Genomic DNA, 16,012 nt, shown 5'->3' with positions numbered 1-16,012 from the left:
GATCCGCCGGGCGCGGCTCTGAACTCTGTGGACTGGTAACGGAGTTGAGAGCGCTGCGCGCTCCCGGGCGGGTCCGCTGCGCTCCCCCGCCTGACACTGGTGCCGTAATCGCATTACTGCGGGTCCGGCTCCCGGGAAGGAAACGCCCCGTACAGGGCTTCGGCATGTACCGCGTCCCACTGGCTAATCAACAAGCGCTCTGATCCGACGTCATGCCGGCGTAGTTCGATTTCCTGCCCCTGGTCGAGCTCCACCCGCACCTGTGGATTCACGCACACCGCTTCGGCCTCGCCACGCATCATCTCGAACCAGATGCCACGTATCCCGTAGCGGAGATCATTACCTCGGTGACGTAGCACTCGCACCCGGCGGTCAGTCAGCAGGAGTGAAGCCCGCCGCGGCGCCAAGCCCCACAGCATGCGCCCGTATGTCACCGCACAGCCGGCCGTCATACGCTCACCCTCGGGGACCCACTGCGCCAAGCGTTCACGATCCGCCGACCACCTAGCCGCTTCCATCGCCCCCGCTCCCACCCTTTTCAACGACAACGTCATTGCCGACTGCCTCTCCGCCCGGAAGCAGTTCACGAGCCGCCCTTCGGCCGCTGCTGGCCTCCGGACCACGTCGCCGACAAGGATCCGCCTCCGACCGAACCGCAGTCCCCGCTCCAGCTGCCAAAGGCTGGCCGACAGCAAAGGGGGTGCGGTGGTTCGTGAACCCCGGCCGCGGTCGTACGAGAGCTCACACCTGTTGAGGGTGGCCACCGTCTCCCTCAACTACGAGCCGGTCGGTGCCGGGCTCCTCGGCTCCTTCCACCACCGTCACGTCGATCTCCCCGTCACCGGTTGTGTCGAACTGGTAGAGGTCCGCCTTGCCGTCGCCGGTCGTGTCCGTCATCCAGACATCGGGCTTTCCGTCGCCGTTGGTGTCGGCACTGAGGACGACATGGTGCTCGTCCCCCTGGGTCGCAATCGCTTCTTCGGTGCCTTCGTTGGTTTCCATGACAGGCCGGTTGCCCCCGGGGCGTGGTTCGAAACCGTGTCGTGCCGGGGCCGGGCAAGAAGCGATGATTCAAAATGTGCATGAGATAGACTCTGGACTGAAGGGTAGGCGCCATCTGAGGAACAGAGGCCTGTTCGCCGTACCCATCATCTCGCCTCCGGTGCACGCTCCGCCCGACAGGATGCGCTGCCTGAAACTCGTAACTGACCTTATTCCTCAGGCTATTTGAGGTGTCTCTCGTGAGTGTGAGTCCCAGAAAGTGGTGGGAGCGGAAGTGACGGCCAGAGAGTTGCGGCCCCATCAGCGTGAAGCGGTCGACAGGGTGCGGAGCGCGCTGGAATTCCCTGCAAGATCACTTATGCCCGAGCGGGGCCTGCGCACACAAGTGATCATGGCGACCGGGTCCGGGAAGACACTCGTGGCAGCCCGCAGCGCGGAGGAACTCCGTGCGGGCCGGGTACTGGTCCTCGTTCCCTCGCTGGACCTGCTCGCCCAGACCGAGTCCGCGTGGCACGATGCCGGCCGCGGGGGGCCGATGATCGGGGTGTCCTCACTGCGGGGCGAGGAAGCGGGCTTCCCCAACACCACGGACCTGGACGAACTCGTGGAGTGGACAAGGGGCCTGGACAAGATCACCGTCTTCGCCACATACGCCAGCCTGGGGCTCGGCACGTTGGAGCGGGCGCACGCTGCGGGTCTTGCGGCCTGGGACCTGATCGTCGTGGACGAAGCCCACCGAGTTTCGGGCCGGATCGGGAAGCCATGGGCAGTCGTCCACGACAATCAGAAGATTCCCTCCCAGCGCCGCCTCTACATGACGGCCACACCCCGGCTCTGGCAGCTCGGAGATGAGGACGAGCCCGGCACACCCGGCGAGCTGGTCGCGAGCATGGACGACACCCCGGACGGGCCCTTCGGCAGCCGGGCGTTCACCCTGACCCTCTCAGAGGCCATCGACCGGGGCATCTGTGCCCCCTATCAAGTCGTATGCGTCGACGTCACCGACACCGCGCTCCAGGCCGCGCAACTCCTGGGCGCCGAAGGTCGATCGGACGAGGTCCGCGGGGCCCGGCTCGCCGCTCTGCAGACCGCCCTGGTGAAGGCGTCCGCTGAGGAGGGCTTCCACCGTACGCTGGCCTTCCACCACATGGTGAAGGAGGCCGAAGCGTTCGCAGCCGGCCTTCCCCAGGTCGCCGCACAGCTGCATGCCGCCAACCCTGAGCTGTACCCCGAGACGATCTGGGCGGACTGGTTGTGCGGCGACCACAAGCCGCTCCACCGCCGGCGCGTGCTGGATGAGTTCGCCTCCGGGATCGCCACGGACGGCAGCGTCGTGGAGAAGAGCTACCTGGGCTCGGTGAAGGTCCTGGGCGAAGGCGTCGACACCAAGAACTGCGACTCCGTGTACTGGGCGGACGTACGCGGCTCGATGCCAGACCTCGTCCAGGCCGTCGGCCGCGCGCTGCGGATGCAGCCCGGCGAGGGCAAAATGGCCAGCCTGGTCGTCCCGGTCCTCCTCGGGCCCGGCGAGACGGCCGACAATATGCTCACGTCCCGCGCGTACGGCGGACTCGCCAAGCTCCTGGAGGCCCTCAGGGCCCACGACGCCCGGGTCGTGGAGCACTTGGCGGAGCAACAGGCCCCGAGCCGCTACAAGCCAGTCGCCAAGGACAGCAGCGGGGAGAGCGCGGGCGGGAGCGACGAAAGCTCCGGGGATGCCAGTGCCCCTGCCAAGGCCCTCCTGAGGTTCAGCACGCACCGCGACCCGGCGCAGCTGGCCGCGTTCATCAGCCTGCGCGTCCTCAACCCCGAGCACGAGCACTGGCGACGCGGCATCGAGGCCGCCGTCATCTACACCCGCGAACACGGCGACCTCCGCGTCCCGTTCACCTACCGCGTGCCCACCGTCGACGACCAGGACCCGAAAACCACGGAATGGCCGGCCTCACTGGCCAACTTCCCCCTCGGGCACTGGATCGCCGACAACCGGCGCTTCTACGCTCGCGGAGACATGAACGAGGACCGCGTCGCGCAGCTGGAGAAGCTCGGCATGATCTGGTCGCACTTCGACATCGCCTGGGAGGAGGGGCTGAGTTCCGCGCACGGGTGGGCTGCCGAACACGGACACCTCCTGGCCCCGCTGGACGCCACCTACAAGGGCGCGAAGGTGGGCATCTGGCTGAAGAACGCGAGGGCAGCCGCCCGAAAAGCGCAGGAGATCGAGCATCGGCGTACCGAGGGGCTGCCGGTGGAGTCGTCGGTGTGGGCCATGCCGGAATGGCGGCGTGAGCAGCTGGAAGAGATCGACCCGTCCTGGTGCCCGCCCTGGCCCGTGGAATGGCAGCGCGCCTTCCACCTCGTCCGGTTCCACCTTGAAGAGGGCGGGACGCTGCCCACCACGGCGGGCGAAGTCCTGCGCCAGGGCCAAGACCTCGGACGCTGGGTGCGGTCCGTACGCCTCGGCTGGGATCAACTCACCACCGGGCAACAGTGGATGAGCGAACACGTCCTCGGAATCGAACCCGCCACCGAGAATGAGAAGCCGAAGCCGCGCCGTACGCAGGCCGAAAAATGGACCGCCAACCTCGCAGCCGCCCACCAGTACTTCGAACGCGAGGGCCACCTCCAAGTGCCCCGCAAGCATGTCGAGACCGTGCTCTCCGAAGACGGCCGGGAGCTCCAGTTCCGCCTGGGGGCATGGGTCAACAACCAACGGAGCAGGGCCGCCGCGCTGACACCGGAGCGGGAGGAGCAGCTGTCCGCGATCGGCATGCACTGGTCGTAAGTGAGCGAGCCAATGGCCCGCTCCGCTGGTCATTGACCGCCCGGTCGGCGATCTCATTGAAGTCGTTGCGGATCGAGGGCAGTCGCAGCAGTCGGCAGGCGGTGTCGATCGCGGCGTCGGCAGCCTGCTCGGTCAAGCCTCGCCGGCGGGGCAGGGGCACTGGGCTTCTCGAAGCCCAGCAGGAGAAGAAGCAGTCACCCGTCGTCCTGGGCTACCCGACCTTTTCCAGCTCACCGCCCGCACCAGCGAAGCCGCCGAGCAGCCGCCCGGAGTTATGGGTGGACAACTGTCGGCGCCCTGCCGTGAGCGCCCGGGCACGTCATTCTCTGGACACGGTTGCAGGGCGATGAACCTCCAGAACGACTGCGGTCCCGGCCACGGTTCGGTCTTCGTGCATGGTGATCTGCTGGCCGAGTTGCACGTGCATCCAATGGGAGGGGGTGAGGGGCACGAGGCGAACCGCAGCCTGCCCGCCAGGCTCCAGAATGGGCATGCTCTCAACCCAGAGCGCGGCGATGCTGACCGCACGATCACCGGTGGGCGAGAGGTGTCCGATGTCCCACATAGGCCGCAGAACCCCGGCACCGGAGATTGGTGTCGTGCGTCGACTCTCGGCAGCCGGGCGGAGCTTCAGATCTGCTCGGATCACGCCATTGCGGATCTCGGAGCACCGCCAATGGCACCAGGCCGCGCTCCGCTCCAGACGGAGCTGCTCAGCCGCGTCGGCGAGCTTCTCCCAAAACGCCAGAGGGATCGAGCGACCGTCCCCGAGTTCCTCCAGCAGGCCCAGAGCGATCTCCCACTCGTCATGGGCGAGGTAGTCCCAGATGTCTCGCACCGTGATGTCGTTTTCGGTGGCAGTCTCCTCCGGGACCAGTAGGGAGGCTGATTCGAGCAGCTCAGGGACATCCATGCGCTCATTGTCAACGTCAACCATATGCAGGGGCATGTCGGCGCTCGTCCACCCGTAGGTCCGCGCCGATGGTGTGGTGTCGTCTGCTGTGACGCGACGCGTTGCGGGCCGGGCACCGGCATCCGGACCCAGATGAGCTTCACTAGCGGCGCACCTTGAACTTCAGGTGCAGTACCCGGTTGCCCTGGACGATCACGTGGGGATCCTCCAGCTGCTGCTGCCCGTCGAAGCTACCGAAGAAGCGCTTGCCCGATCCGAACACCACCGGCACCACGTCCATCGCGACCTCGTCCACAAGACCGGCCGCGAGAATCTGGCCGCCCACTTCGCCGGCGCTCACGGCGACAACCCGGTCACCGGCGAGCTCCTGGGCCTTCTCGATCGCGGCCTTCACGCCATCGACGAAGTGATACGAAGCCTCAGGGTGCCAGCCCTCGGGCTTGGGCCGGTGGGAAACCACGACCACGTGGTCACCCACTGGCGGCTGGCCCTCCCAGCCGTTCATCAGGTCGAAGAAGCTGCGGCCCATCACGATCACGCCGATCGAGTCCCACACCGGCTGGACGTACGCCGCCGATGCACGCGAGAGCTTGAAGCCGCCTCCCCCGTCGGAGTGGTCGTAATCCCCGTCCCCCGTGCCAGTTTCCGTAAGCTTCGAATCCCCGCTGAAGTACCAGTCGTGGAGCGGACCGACTCCGTCGTTCTCGTCGGCGATGAAGCCGTCTACCGACACCACGTTGTGCATGATCACTGCGCCCATGAGGCTCTCCCTGTTACGTCACTCGGAGCGGACGCGTCCAACATTTTCAGCCAAGAGACAGCCGCGCTTGTAAAAAATCACTCAACGGGCATCGGGCCACCAGGCTGCGAGAACCCCTGCTCCGCAGTGAACCGGCGCCGTAGCGCCAGGTACTCCGTGGGAGTGCGGCCGGTGAAGTCCTTGAACTCCTTGCTGAAGTGGGCCTGGTCGAAATAGCCCGCCGTAAGCGCGAGCTCCGACCAGTCGACCGGGCCCAGGGAGTCCACTGACTCGATCAGCCGCGCGAAGCGGTAGATCCGGGCAACCCGCTTCGGAGTGACCCCGACATGAGCCTTGAACTGCGCCGCCAGGTGATTGGCGCTCACCCCGGCGGCATCGCTCAATGCACCGACCGGGATCGCGCCGTGCGAGGCTTCCAGCCACCCGCCCGTGTGCTGGACCAGGTCGAGACCGCGCGCCGACGGCTCGACGAGCCGCGATCGAAGCTCTCTCTCCAGGACCCGCAGCGTTGCGGCTGCCGAAGCGGCGTCGCCGACCTGGTTGCGAATCCGGTCCACGGACCGATGCCAGAGGTCGTCGACCGGCACCCATCGGTCCCGCAGCTCATTCGTCGGTACACCGGCGAACGGTGACAATCCCCAAGGCTTGAAGTGGACCCCGACGAGGTGCACCCGAGTGGGGTACTCAAGAACGAAACGCCTGGTCCACAGGCCCATGAACCATCCATCCGTCAACGCTGCCGGAGGCACCGACGGGTCGGAATCCCACAGGTGTGCGGGCTCACCCAGATTGATGTACAGGTGCGCCGACGGCATCGGCGAGACGCTGATCCGGCGATGGCCCGGCACCCCGGTCAGGCAGTAGACGTCGTCGATGAACCGGTCAAGCGGCGGGGCGGGCACCCAGCCGACGTAATCCATGGACCCAGTATCGCCGACGAGGGTCCGGCCCGCCTCAAGCGGAGCGTGGGCATCCTTGCCGCTGTCCGGCGGCCGCAACGCCAGGCGCGCGGCTGGTGAGCGACATCGCAGCTCTGCTGGACCCGCCTAACGGCCGCTTTCTGTTACCAACCACTGCGGGTAGTTACGGCTGTTCAGCCTCCGACTTGGAGGCGTTTCACCCATCTATGTCATGTTGGGGGATGTTTCGTGGTGAGTGGCCGGCGGGGCCCAGAGGAGGCAACGGTTCGGATGGAGTGAAGGAGATTGCGAAGCCGTCGTTGCGCCCCATCTGCTCCGCTTCATCTCAAGAGGCACACCGTTTCACCCCGGGCACCGAGGGCTCCGTCGCCTTCGCCACAGGCGGGTGGTCGAACACACCATGGGCCGACTCATGCACCACCACCGCCTGGCCCGCGGCTGTGAAGCCCTCCCCGCCGCACCACCGCCATGGTCCGCATCGCGATGATCGCGCACACGGCCCGCCGCATCGTCCGTGAATCAACACAAACATGGCGAGGGCCATGAAACGCGTCAAACGCTCAAAGTTCCCTCTCAGTTCCAGCCGCTCCCTCGACGGCTTCACCGGAAGGAGGGAGAGCATCGAGCAGACGTCGCACGCTCGCCGTCACGACGGCACGGACGTCCGCCTCGTTCAACGGGGCGGAGAATAGCGCCGAACTGAACGAGAAGCCCTCGACCAGGGCGAACAGCAGGAGCGCCTCGCGGTGCAGCGCCTCCTCGTCGATCGCGCGGTCGGCCAGCGCATCGCGCAGCAACGAGCGGATCACCTCCGCGCCCGCGAGGGACGTGGCAGCGATGTCGGATGCGAGCTCCGCGTCCGTGCGCGCCATGACGCGGTATTCGACGAGAGCGATGTTCTCCTTGCGCTCCTGCTCGCTGGTCGGAGCGGTGAACGCGATCACATCCACAAGCCGCGCGACCGGATCGTCGGACATCTTCACGTCGCGGCTCGCGGCGCGTTGCAGGACGACACCCAACGTGAAGCGCATGACCTCTCGGACGGTGTCGCCGAAGTAGTGGCGGATGCTCCCGATGGCCAGGCCGGTGCGTGCGGAGATCCGGGCGAGGGTCACCGAGCGGATCCCATGCTCGGCGATCTCCTCGATCACGGCGTCGGCGACCCGCTCTCGGCGAACATCCGGATCGACTCTCTTAGGCATGGCCCCATCCTAGTCAATCTTTGGCATGCCTGTGCTAGTTTCGTTTAGCACGGGCATGCTAGAAGGGGTCGTGGCCGTGCTCTGTTCCGTCACGACCCCGGACAGGGGAGACGATGAGCGACCGGCACGATCTCTGGACCGGTGCGGCGCGGAAAGATCCTTACGGATTCGACGGCTTCGACGGGCTCGACGGCGATGCGGAAAGGTTGGTCGACGCCCGGCCCCGGATCCGGGCGAGCCCTCGCCGCCCGCGCTGTCACCGTGCTGATGATTCATCTGCTGATCCTCGCCCCGTAGCTGCTTGAGCTGGTCACCCACCAGCCACCCTGGGCGAACACGGTTCTCACCATCACGGCCGGCCTCACGTGCCGCCCTGTCGGCCACCTCAGCGCCCCGACCGAGAACAGACCGTCAAACCACCGCCGCACCCTCGCGCACGACCGCGGCTCGACACGGAAGAAACGCATGCGCTCACACCCTCGAACCCAATACCGCGGGACCGTGCTCGGCGCGGCCGCCACGGGTTTTCTCCTCCTGCTCGCCGGATGCACGCCCGCTTCTCCTCCACCGGACTCCGGCGCGGACGCGGACCTCGGCGCCTATCTCGGGCAAAAGCTCGACTGGGTCGGATGCGAGGACACCGCGACGAGCAAGGCGGACGCCAAGCTGTTCGCGAACCCGGCGCTCCAGTGCGCCTCGGTCGAGGTACCGCTCGACTACGACAAGCCGAAGGGGAAGAAGGCGCACGTCGCGCTCACGCGCCTCCCCGCCACGGGTGAGGCCGAGGGCTCGCTGCTGATAAACCCGGGCGGACCCGGAGGATCCGGCACCAGCCTCGTCGCGTCCACCCTGCCACTGTGGCAGGCGAGTCCCGTCGCCAAGCGCCTCGACATCGTCGGCTTCGATCCTCGCGGGATCGGGTCGTCGACCCCGCCCCTCGACTGCTACACCGACGAGCAGTACGACGCAGGCGACGCACCGCGGTTCGGCGCGGTGTACGACATCACGAACACCGGGGAGGCGACCGAACTCGCAGAGCGCTGCGCCGACGGCTCTGGCGGCATCGCGAACCTCGTGAACGCCGGGTCCACCAACGTCGTGCGCGACATGGACATCATGCGAGAGGTGCTCGGTGACGACCGGCTGACCTATCTCGGCTACAGCTACGGCACCGAACTGGGCGCCATGTACGCCGCGACCTACCCCGAAAAGGTCCGCGCGATCGTGCTCGACGGCGCCGTCTCGCCCAACCTGACGGCGAGCGAGTTCCGACTCTCCTCCTTCACCGGACTCCAGGCACGGTTCGACGATCTCGCCGCACGCTGCACAGAATCGCCCGACTGCGTTCTCGGCCCCGACCCCGCGGCTGCGAACGACCGCCTGCACGAGATCGTCCAACCGCTCATCGAGACACCGGCACCGACCACCGGCGGCCGGGAGTTGAGCGTCTGGGACCTCTACCTCGGCATCAGCGGCGGACTGTACTCCGAGAAGAAATGGCCCGCCGTCATCTCCGCCCTGGCCGCACTCGAAGCGGGCAACGCCGACGAGATGCTCGCCCTGCGTGACGCCTTCTTCGCCCGCACGGCGGACGGCGCCTACGGCATGGATCCCGACACGAACATCGCTGTGCGCTGCATGGACTCACCCCGTCCGACGCCGGAGGAACAGACCGCGCTCGCACGCAAGATCGGGGAGGCCGCCCCGATGTTCGACATCGACGTGTTCACGACGGGCAACCACCACAGCGAATGCGAGGCGTGGCCCGCGCCGCCAACACGTGACGAGCCCTGGCTCGCCGATGCCGAAGACATCCCCGAGACGCTCGTCGTGTCCGTCACCGGCGATCCTGTGACGCCGCACAAGGGCGGCATCGCGATGGCGCGAGCCCTCGACGGCAGCCTGCTCACAGTCGACGGCAAGCAGCACGGCGCCTACCTACTCGGCGGCAGCAAGTGCGTCGACGACGTGGTCAAGAAGTACCTCCTCGACCTCGAATCCCCGCCCACCGGCGCCCGTTGCAGCCTGTGACACGCTCGACTCCGGGCCTGACCCTACGGGCCTCACGCTGGTTCGCAACCATGTTGGGGAAGTCACCTGCTGCGAAAGATCGCCGTCTGACCCTCGCCGCGCGGCCGTTCCGGAACGCCGGTCCCGAGTTCCGGCGTTGTGCCCTGCCGAGCCGGGACGTCGAACGGATCGTCTTCGGCGAGGACCAGGACGAGCGGGAGCGCCGGCTCGGAGCATGGGTCAACAACCGGCGCAGCCGGGCCGGGCACCACCCGGTGCCCGGCCCCAGATGCTGGGTTCGAGATGTACGGGATTTGCCATCCAGAGGACTACTGCCCATAGTGATCAACTGATTGCGGAAGGTTACCTTCCGGGTTGGGGGCAGCGTCGGCAGCCGGGCACGGCTGCTCCAGCCGCCTCCGATCCGTCCTCTCTTCTCGATATCGAAGGATGGCATCACATGGCTGAGAAGCGGCTGAAGTCGTGGGGCAACAACCGTGCCGGGCAGCTCGGTGACGGGACCTGGACCGACTTCCGTACGACCGCCACCACGGTGCTCGGGCTCACCAGCGCCGAGGTGATGAAGATCGCCTCGGGCGGCAGCGGCTCGACGACCGGTCACGGGCTGGCGCTGCTGACCGACCGCACGGTGCAGTCCTGGGGTGCCAACGGCTCGGGCCAGCTCGGTGACGGCTCCGTGTTCAGTCACAACGCGCCCGGCCAGGTCGTCAACCTCTCGAACGCCACTGACATCGCCGCAGGTGCGTCGCACAGCTTGGCCCTGCTGGCCGATCACACCGTGGTCGCCTGGGGGCACAACAACTACGGCCAGCTCGGCAACGGCACCAACATGGACAGCAGCGTCCCGGTGCGGGTCGAAGGGCTCAACAAGGTGATCGCGATCAGCGCCGGCCTGAACCACAGCCTGGCGCTCCGCGAGGACGGCACCGTCTGGGCCTGGGGTCACAACGTCAACGGCCAGCTCGGCGACGGCACCTCCGCCAGCAGGAACGTCGCCTCCCAGGTGAGTGATCTGACCGGTGTCACCCTGATCGCCGCCGGGGCCAACCACAACCTCGCCCTGGTCGGCGGGCCCGGCAGCGGCGGCGTCGTGATGGCCTGGGGCCACAACGCCACCGGCCAGCTCGGCGACGACAGCACCACCAACCGGTACACCCCCGTCAAGACCCAGGACACCTGGTCCGGTGAGGTGTCGCTGATCGCCGCCGGAGGCAATCACAGCCTGGCCGTCACCGGCACAGACAGCACTCTCCACGTCTGGGGCCGGAACACCTCCGGCCAGCTCGGCGACGGCACCACCGACCAGCGGAACACTCCCGTACCGGTACGCGGACTGACCGGCGTCCAACTGGTTGCCGGCGGCCGGGAGCACACCGTCGCCCTGATCGGTGACGACACGGTCCGCTCTTGGGGCAGCAACGGCTCCGGTCAGCTCGGGAACGGCACCACCACGGACAGCAGCACGCCCGTGACCACGCTCACCGCGCTGAAAGGAGTCGACAAGATCGCAGCCGCGATCGGGGGCGACTTCAGCCTGGCCAACTGAGCTACCGCCACATCGCCGGCCTGGTCCCGCGTCTGCAAGTTCCTGCACATGTCGGCCATTCACGACGCCGAGGCCCTGGAGAAGCAACTCGCAGGCTGACCCCGACCGCACTCGGCGGACGCGCCTCAGAGACCCCCGTTGTACGGGGGTCTCTTGGCATCACTCGTGCGTTGGGACGGCTTCTCAGACGACTCCGCATTCGTCCACGACGACTCTCTGGCTTGTCCTGCCGGACGGAGAGCCGAAGTTCTCGATCGCCTTCACGATGCTCATGCCCCTGACGACCGATCCGAAGACGACCTGCTTGCCGTCGAGCCAGGGCGTGGGATCGGTGCTGATCGCGAACTTCGAGCTGTTGGTGTGGGGCCGGCCGTCGCCGACCATCGACAGCAGGCCCGGCCGGTCGTGTCGGAGGGCGAAGTTCTCGTCGTCGAAGTACGGGCCGTAGACGCTCCTGCCGCCGCTCCCGTCGTGCGCGGTGATGTCACCGCCCTGCACGGAGAACCGCGTGATGACCCGGTGGAAGACCGACCCCTTGTAGCCGTAGCCCTTCTCACCGGTGGCCAGCGCCCGGAAATTCGCCGCGGTCCGGGACACGACACCATCACGCAGCGCGAACTCGATCCTCCCCAGCGGATTCCCGCCGGCGGAGACATCGAAGAAGACATTCCTCCTGGACGCGGCACCGGCCCCGGCTGGGGGAAGAACGAGGGCCATGGCGGCGTCGCCGGAGACGACCACGAAACGACGTCGCACGTCGCGGACCTTTCAGGAAGGCAGCACGGACAAGACGCATGACCAGCACGTCAGTACTGCCCGCCCACGGCCCGCTCTCCACGAGCCCGTCAGCAGTGCCACCCGAACGCACCGGTGCCAGGCCCCAGCGGGTCAGACGACCTCACGACGAGGACGAGGCCAAAGAGTCGTCGGCAGGGGCAGTGCTTCTCCGTCGTCAGAATGCCGCCCGCGTAGCTGATGGCCCGGGAGCACTGTGGGGGTCTATTTCTCGGCGAACACGGCGAATCCGCGTTCGGGCGTGCGGCCGGTGAGCTGGAGGGCGGACTCCTTGGTGAACTGCACGACCGCCCGAGCGCAGTCGGCGAGGATCTGGGCGCGTTCGCTGCGGGGCAGGGCCGTCCACAGGGAGCGCAGGCCGATGGTGGGGGCGGCGGTGCGGCCGAACTTCCACAGTTCCCGGGGGCCGGCGCGCATGGTGTAGATCTTCTCCACCATCAACGGGTCGGTCTCGCGGAAGAGACGTACGTACCGGTCGAGCTGGGCGACGGTGCCGAAGGCCAGGAAACGGGTGGCCAGGCAGTTCATGAGGAACTCGGCGGGTTTGCTGTGCCCAGAGGGCAGCCGGCGCAGGGACTTCTTGCCGAGGCGGTCCTGGTCGAGGAGACGGGCGAGGCGCCGGCAGTAGGGCGCGTAGTTCTTGAGAATGAAGCTGGCTCCCCAACCGCCGGGAGTGGTCCACAGTCCGGCGTCGCCGATGAAGTCGACGCGGTCCTGGGCGAAGCTCTGGAACCGGCGCCCGGAGGGGTAGTGGCCGAACTTGAACTCCCCGACCGTGGCCTCGCGGAATGGGGCGGTGTCCTCCTCCTCGTTGAGGATGCGCAGGAACTCGGTCCTGGCCTCCTCCATCGGGACCTGTTCGGGGCGGAGGTAGAGGATCAGGGGGAAGCTGGTGCGTTCGTCGAGGATCTCGTACTCGAAGACGGGGCGTCCCTCGCGCAGCGGGGTGTCGGGGTCGGCGTTGGTGTCGGCGAAGGTCTGCCAGAGCATGTAGTCGCCGACGGCCATCCGGCTGCCCTTGCCGGGCGGCGGGCCGATCGCGCCCTCGGGGTGTTCGACGAGCGCTCCGAAGACCGACCACCAGTAGAGGTGGGCCTGTTCGTCGGGATAGTTCTTACGGATGTCGGAGTCGTGGCCGCTGGCATCGAGCAGCAGACGGCACCGGTAGGACTCGCCGGTCTCCTCGGGCCCTCCGGAGCCGCTCGCGGCAGGCTCCTCCTGGCGGTCGCCGGCGTTCTTGTCGGGGGTGGGCCGGAAACGGACGGTCACACCGCCGGGGACGGTGCGGTGGCTCTGGTAGAGGCGGCCCCGCTGAATGCGGGAGCCGTGCCCGCTGGCCTCCAGTTTCCGCTCCCAGTGCTCGATCAGCTTGTACTCGTCCAGGTAGGGGTAGCGGTCGCCGGGCTCGGCGTGATCGAACTGGCGGGGCTCCCAGGCCAGGTCGAACCGGCCGCCGCCACCCTGGCGCGCTCCGCTGTAGGTACGGATCAGATAGCGGCGGATGCCGTGCGGCTTGCGGCAGCCGAGGAGGTCCGGATTGTCGTAGAGGCAGTCGTGCGGGCAGAACCATGACTTGTGCACCCGCCCCACCTTCGACTCCCCCGGGGCGTTGCTGCGCGGCGGGCGGGCATCGACCACCAGCACCCTGTAACGCTCCGCCAGCGTCGAGGCGACCGCCAGGCCCGCCGGCCCCGCACCGACGACGATGACATCCGCGTCGAAACCCGCACCGCCCGCGTCACCTGCCGGTCCGTCCCGGCCGGACGGCCGCCCACGTCGATGCCCACCACTGCGCACAGAGAACATGACCGCACCTCGAATGCGTCGCAAGGACCCCGAGCCGTTCCCCCGGTGCCTCACCGGACAGCCCCCGCACCCCCTCGCCCGGCAGCGAATACCCCCCTTGCCAGTGTCATCCCGCCACCCACCGGCCGCACCCCGAGCACACCTGAGCCCCGCTCGCCACCGGGCGCCCGACTTCACCGGCAACAGAGGGACAGCGTTCCACGCGAGGCGCCGGGTCGGGCCGAGCCGTCCGTCCCCGGCCGGCAGGTTCCCGGCGCCCGCGTGTTCAGGGTGCGACTACCACCAGGCGGTGCATCTGCTCACCGGCGTGAGCGGTCCCCGGTCCGGCGGCGACCAGACCGGCCGTGAGTGCCAGTCCCGCGGTGAGCGTGAGCGCTTTCTTGCGCAGCGCGTTGTTCATGTCGGTGTCCCCCTGAGTGGCAGTGACATCTTCGGTCGTCAGTGTCGACTGCTGATCAAGGTGCGGGGTTGCGCGCGTACTTGGCGGCGGCCGATCCGATGGCCCGCGCCGCCGGCCGGTTCCGAGGTCAGAAACTGCCCAAGGGCTCCCTCTCAGCGGTCAGTACTCCGACGAGGGTGCCGTGTTGGCTCCTGAGACGACGACGGTGGCCCCGTCCGGGAAGTGCTCGGGGTGGGCGAGCAGCGCGGCGAGCGCGGTGGATCCGCCGGGTTCGGCCACGATGCGTAGCCGCTGCCAGAGGAGTGCGCGGGCGGCGGCGATGTCCTCGTCCGCGACGGTGAGGGTGTTCATGCCGAGTGAGAGGCCTACAGCGGTGGCTATGTGGCCCGCCCGGCGGGCGCCCAAGCTGTCCAGGGCGATCCCGCCGACTTCTACGTCCACCGGTTTCCCTGCCTCCAGCGCCGCTGTGAGCGAGGGCGCTGTGGATGGTTCAACTGCGGTGACGCGGTTGCGCCCGTCCAGCGCCAGGGCGACCCCCGCGTACAGGCCTCCGCCGCCGCAACCGACCAGCACGGGCTGCCCCTCCGGTACTTGCTCGGCGAGCTCCAGGCCGAGCGTGCCCTGCCCTGCCACCGTATGCGGGTCGTCGTAGGCGTCGATGTGGAAGGCGCCCTCGTGCCGGGCATGGTCCTGGCTGGCTGCCAGTGCGTCGGCGTAGAAGCCTTCGACGCGGCGCAGGCGCGCGCCGAAAGACTCGATGATGTCGGTCTTGGCCTTGGGCGAGAAGTCGGGCACAAACACGGTGGCGGGCAGGCCCGCTTCGCGCGCCGCCCAGGCGACGGCGGCTCCGTGGTTGCCTCCCGATGCGCAGCAAACGCCGGCGGTCGGGGCGCCGCGTTCCGCAGCGCGCAGGTGGGCGAGCGCGTTGGACGCGCCGCGGACTTTGAAGGAGCCGGTGTGCTGGAGGAACTCCAGCTTCAGGATGACGGGCACAGCCACGCCCAACTCCCCGGCCGCCACCCGTATTACGGGTGTGCGGCGCACGACCTCGCGGATCCGTCCGGCCGCACGCACGATGTCGTTCAAGGAGGGGATGTTCACGGGCTGCTGTGTGTTCATGTGCTGTGTCCAACTCTGCGGGGGGATCGCCATTTCGGTCGTATCGCCGAAGGGGCCGGGGCTCGGCGGAACGCTCGGCCCACTCAGCTCCGCACCGCGGATGCCAGTGCTTCCAGCGTGCGCTCCATCGTCTGCCGATTACGTACGGAGCGGCGGGTCACCCCTACAGTGATCACGGACGTCATCTTGTAGAACGCGCTGCGCCTGTCAAACCAGCGTTCGACAACCTCGCACCCGGCGGCATTCGGGATGATCTCGAATTCCCACGTCGAGACCGGCTTACCGGCCGCCCTGACGTCGAAGGCGAAACGTTTCCCGGGGTCAGCGATCGTGACGGTGCAGACCGTGCTCCACTTCACCCAAGGACGGCGGTTGTTCCCGCGGAACGTGGATGCGACAGCACCCGGCTCACCACTCAGCCACTGGGCTCCGGTGGCCTCTGGGCTCCACTCCCCCATCCGCGTCACGTCGGCGATCAGTTGGTACACATCCTGCGAGTCAGCAGCCATCGTGCGTCGAACCTCGACCTCGGCCACTCGCGCGCTCCTGACTCCTTGATGATCCTTGCCCAGCGCGCACATTACTGCCCGTACCTTGCCGCGACCTTGCCCGAGGCAGGGCCCGGCCACTGGCCTCGCGACGCCCCCCTCGGGGGCATCGCGGGAACTCTCATTGCGAGTGGTGCGCACCGAAGTTGAGGCCGGGTCAGTTCGCCGCCGGCCCGCCCCCGTCC

The 16,012-nt window shown here is 67.8% G+C and carries 13 protein-coding genes and 1 pseudogene; 3 read left to right on the top strand and 11 right to left on the bottom strand.

Features of this window, described 5'->3' with window-relative positions; translation table 11 throughout:
• Positions 1-741: 741 nt before the first annotated feature.
• Complete coding sequence (locus ACFYNU_RS35065) at positions 742-1,002, bottom strand: hypothetical protein (RefSeq protein WP_356596682.1); 261 nt, start codon at positions 1,000-1,002, stop codon at positions 742-744.
• 274 nt (positions 1,003-1,276) lie between these two features.
• Here ACFYNU_RS35065 and ACFYNU_RS35060 point away from each other — a divergent pair, with 274 nt between their 5' ends.
• Complete coding sequence (locus tag ACFYNU_RS35060; protein WP_356596680.1) at positions 1,277-3,787, top strand: Helicase associated domain protein; 2,511 nt, start codon at positions 1,277-1,279, stop codon at positions 3,785-3,787.
• A 25-nt stretch (positions 3,788-3,812) separates the two neighbouring features.
• On the opposite strand, the pseudogene ACFYNU_RS35055 reads toward ACFYNU_RS35060, so the two are convergent.
• From ACFYNU_RS35055 to ACFYNU_RS35035, 5 genes and pseudogenes are all read right to left on the bottom strand, one after another.
• A pseudogene (locus ACFYNU_RS35055) lies at positions 3,813-3,947 on the bottom strand (AAA family ATPase); the annotation flags it as partial.
• Positions 3,948-4,106: 159 nt separating this feature from the next.
• Positions 4,107-4,700, bottom strand: a complete 594-nt coding sequence (locus ACFYNU_RS35050) for a hypothetical protein (protein ID WP_356596678.1) — start codon at positions 4,698-4,700, stop codon at positions 4,107-4,109.
• Between the two features lie 142 nt (positions 4,701-4,842).
• The gene (locus ACFYNU_RS35045; protein WP_356596676.1) at positions 4,843-5,460 is read right to left on the bottom strand and encodes a dihydrofolate reductase family protein; all 618 of its coding nucleotides are present in this window, start codon (positions 5,458-5,460) and stop codon (positions 4,843-4,845) included.
• Between the two features lie 77 nt (positions 5,461-5,537).
• Positions 5,538-6,380, bottom strand: a complete 843-nt coding sequence (locus ACFYNU_RS35040) for a helix-turn-helix domain-containing protein (protein ID WP_356596674.1) — start codon at positions 6,378-6,380, stop codon at positions 5,538-5,540.
• A 560-nt stretch (positions 6,381-6,940) separates the two neighbouring features.
• Positions 6,941-7,531: a TetR family transcriptional regulator C-terminal domain-containing protein gene (locus tag ACFYNU_RS35035; protein WP_356596672.1), complete on the bottom strand. Its 591-nt coding sequence runs from the start codon at positions 7,529-7,531 to the stop codon at positions 6,941-6,943.
• Positions 7,532-8,083: 552 nt separating this feature from the next.
• Here ACFYNU_RS35035 and ACFYNU_RS35030 point away from each other — a divergent pair.
• Positions 8,084-9,613, top strand: a complete 1,530-nt coding sequence (locus tag ACFYNU_RS35030) for an alpha/beta hydrolase (protein WP_356596670.1) — start codon at positions 8,084-8,086, stop codon at positions 9,611-9,613.
• A 439-nt stretch (positions 9,614-10,052) separates the two neighbouring features.
• Positions 10,053-11,159 (top strand): hypothetical protein, encoded by a 1,107-nt coding sequence (locus ACFYNU_RS35025; protein WP_356596668.1) that lies wholly within the window; start codon positions 10,053-10,055, stop codon positions 11,157-11,159.
• Between the two features lie 183 nt (positions 11,160-11,342).
• On the opposite strand, the gene ACFYNU_RS35020 is transcribed toward ACFYNU_RS35025, so the two are convergent.
• The 5 genes from ACFYNU_RS35020 to ACFYNU_RS35000 form a co-directional block, all read right to left on the bottom strand.
• Complete coding sequence (locus ACFYNU_RS35020; RefSeq protein WP_356596686.1) at positions 11,343-11,876, bottom strand: peptidylprolyl isomerase; 534 nt, start codon at positions 11,874-11,876, stop codon at positions 11,343-11,345.
• Positions 11,877-12,158: 282 nt separating this feature from the next.
• Positions 12,159-13,760, bottom strand: coding sequence for an NAD(P)-binding protein (locus tag ACFYNU_RS35015; protein ID WP_356596666.1), 1,602 nt, complete (start codon positions 13,758-13,760; stop codon positions 12,159-12,161).
• A 265-nt stretch (positions 13,761-14,025) separates the two neighbouring features.
• Positions 14,026-14,160: a hypothetical protein gene (locus ACFYNU_RS35010; RefSeq protein WP_356596664.1), complete on the bottom strand. Its 135-nt coding sequence runs from the start codon at positions 14,158-14,160 to the stop codon at positions 14,026-14,028.
• 159 nt (positions 14,161-14,319) lie between these two features.
• Positions 14,320-15,279, bottom strand: a complete 960-nt coding sequence (locus tag ACFYNU_RS35005; RefSeq protein ID WP_356596662.1) for a serine/threonine dehydratase — start codon at positions 15,277-15,279, stop codon at positions 14,320-14,322.
• A gap of 83 nt (positions 15,280-15,362) precedes the next feature.
• The gene (locus ACFYNU_RS35000; RefSeq protein WP_356596660.1) at positions 15,363-15,815 is read right to left on the bottom strand and encodes an SRPBCC family protein; all 453 of its coding nucleotides are present in this window, start codon (positions 15,813-15,815) and stop codon (positions 15,363-15,365) included.
• Positions 15,816-16,012: the final 197 nt, after the last annotated feature.

Source organism: Streptomyces sp. NPDC006643 (assembly GCF_042870175.1).
In the GTDB taxonomy this organism is placed as follows: Bacteria; Actinomycetota; Actinomycetes; order Streptomycetales; family Streptomycetaceae; genus Streptomyces.
Note: the sequence above shows the minus strand (reverse complement) of the source record. Positions and strands in the feature narration are given on the sequence as shown.

What these genes read in the sequence shown, in the direction of transcription:
- ACFYNU_RS35065 (WP_356596682.1), bottom strand. Translation starts at nt 1,002, where the DNA reads ATGGAAACCAACGAAGGCACCGAAGAAGCGATTGCGACCCAGGGGGAC.
- ACFYNU_RS35050 (WP_356596678.1), bottom strand. Translation starts at nt 4,700, where the DNA reads ATGGATGTCCCTGAGCTGCTCGAATCAGCCTCCCTACTGGTCCCGGAG.
- ACFYNU_RS35045 (WP_356596676.1), bottom strand. Translation starts at nt 5,460, where the DNA reads ATGGGCGCAGTGATCATGCACAACGTGGTGTCGGTAGACGGCTTCATC.
- ACFYNU_RS35040 (WP_356596674.1), bottom strand. Translation starts at nt 6,380, where the DNA reads ATGGATTACGTCGGCTGGGTGCCCGCCCCGCCGCTTGACCGGTTCATC.
- ACFYNU_RS35025 (WP_356596668.1), top strand. Translation starts at nt 10,053, where the DNA reads ATGGCTGAGAAGCGGCTGAAGTCGTGGGGCAACAACCGTGCCGGGCAG.
- ACFYNU_RS35020 (WP_356596686.1), bottom strand. Translation starts at nt 11,876, where the DNA reads ATGGCCCTCGTTCTTCCCCCAGCCGGGGCCGGTGCCGCGTCCAGGAGG.
- ACFYNU_RS35015 (WP_356596666.1), bottom strand. Translation starts at nt 13,760, where the DNA reads ATGTTCTCTGTGCGCAGTGGTGGGCATCGACGTGGGCGGCCGTCCGGC.
- ACFYNU_RS35010 (WP_356596664.1), bottom strand. Translation starts at nt 14,160, where the DNA reads ATGAACAACGCGCTGCGCAAGAAAGCGCTCACGCTCACCGCGGGACTG.
- ACFYNU_RS35005 (WP_356596662.1), bottom strand. Translation starts at nt 15,279, where the DNA reads ATGAACACACAGCAGCCCGTGAACATCCCCTCCTTGAACGACATCGTG.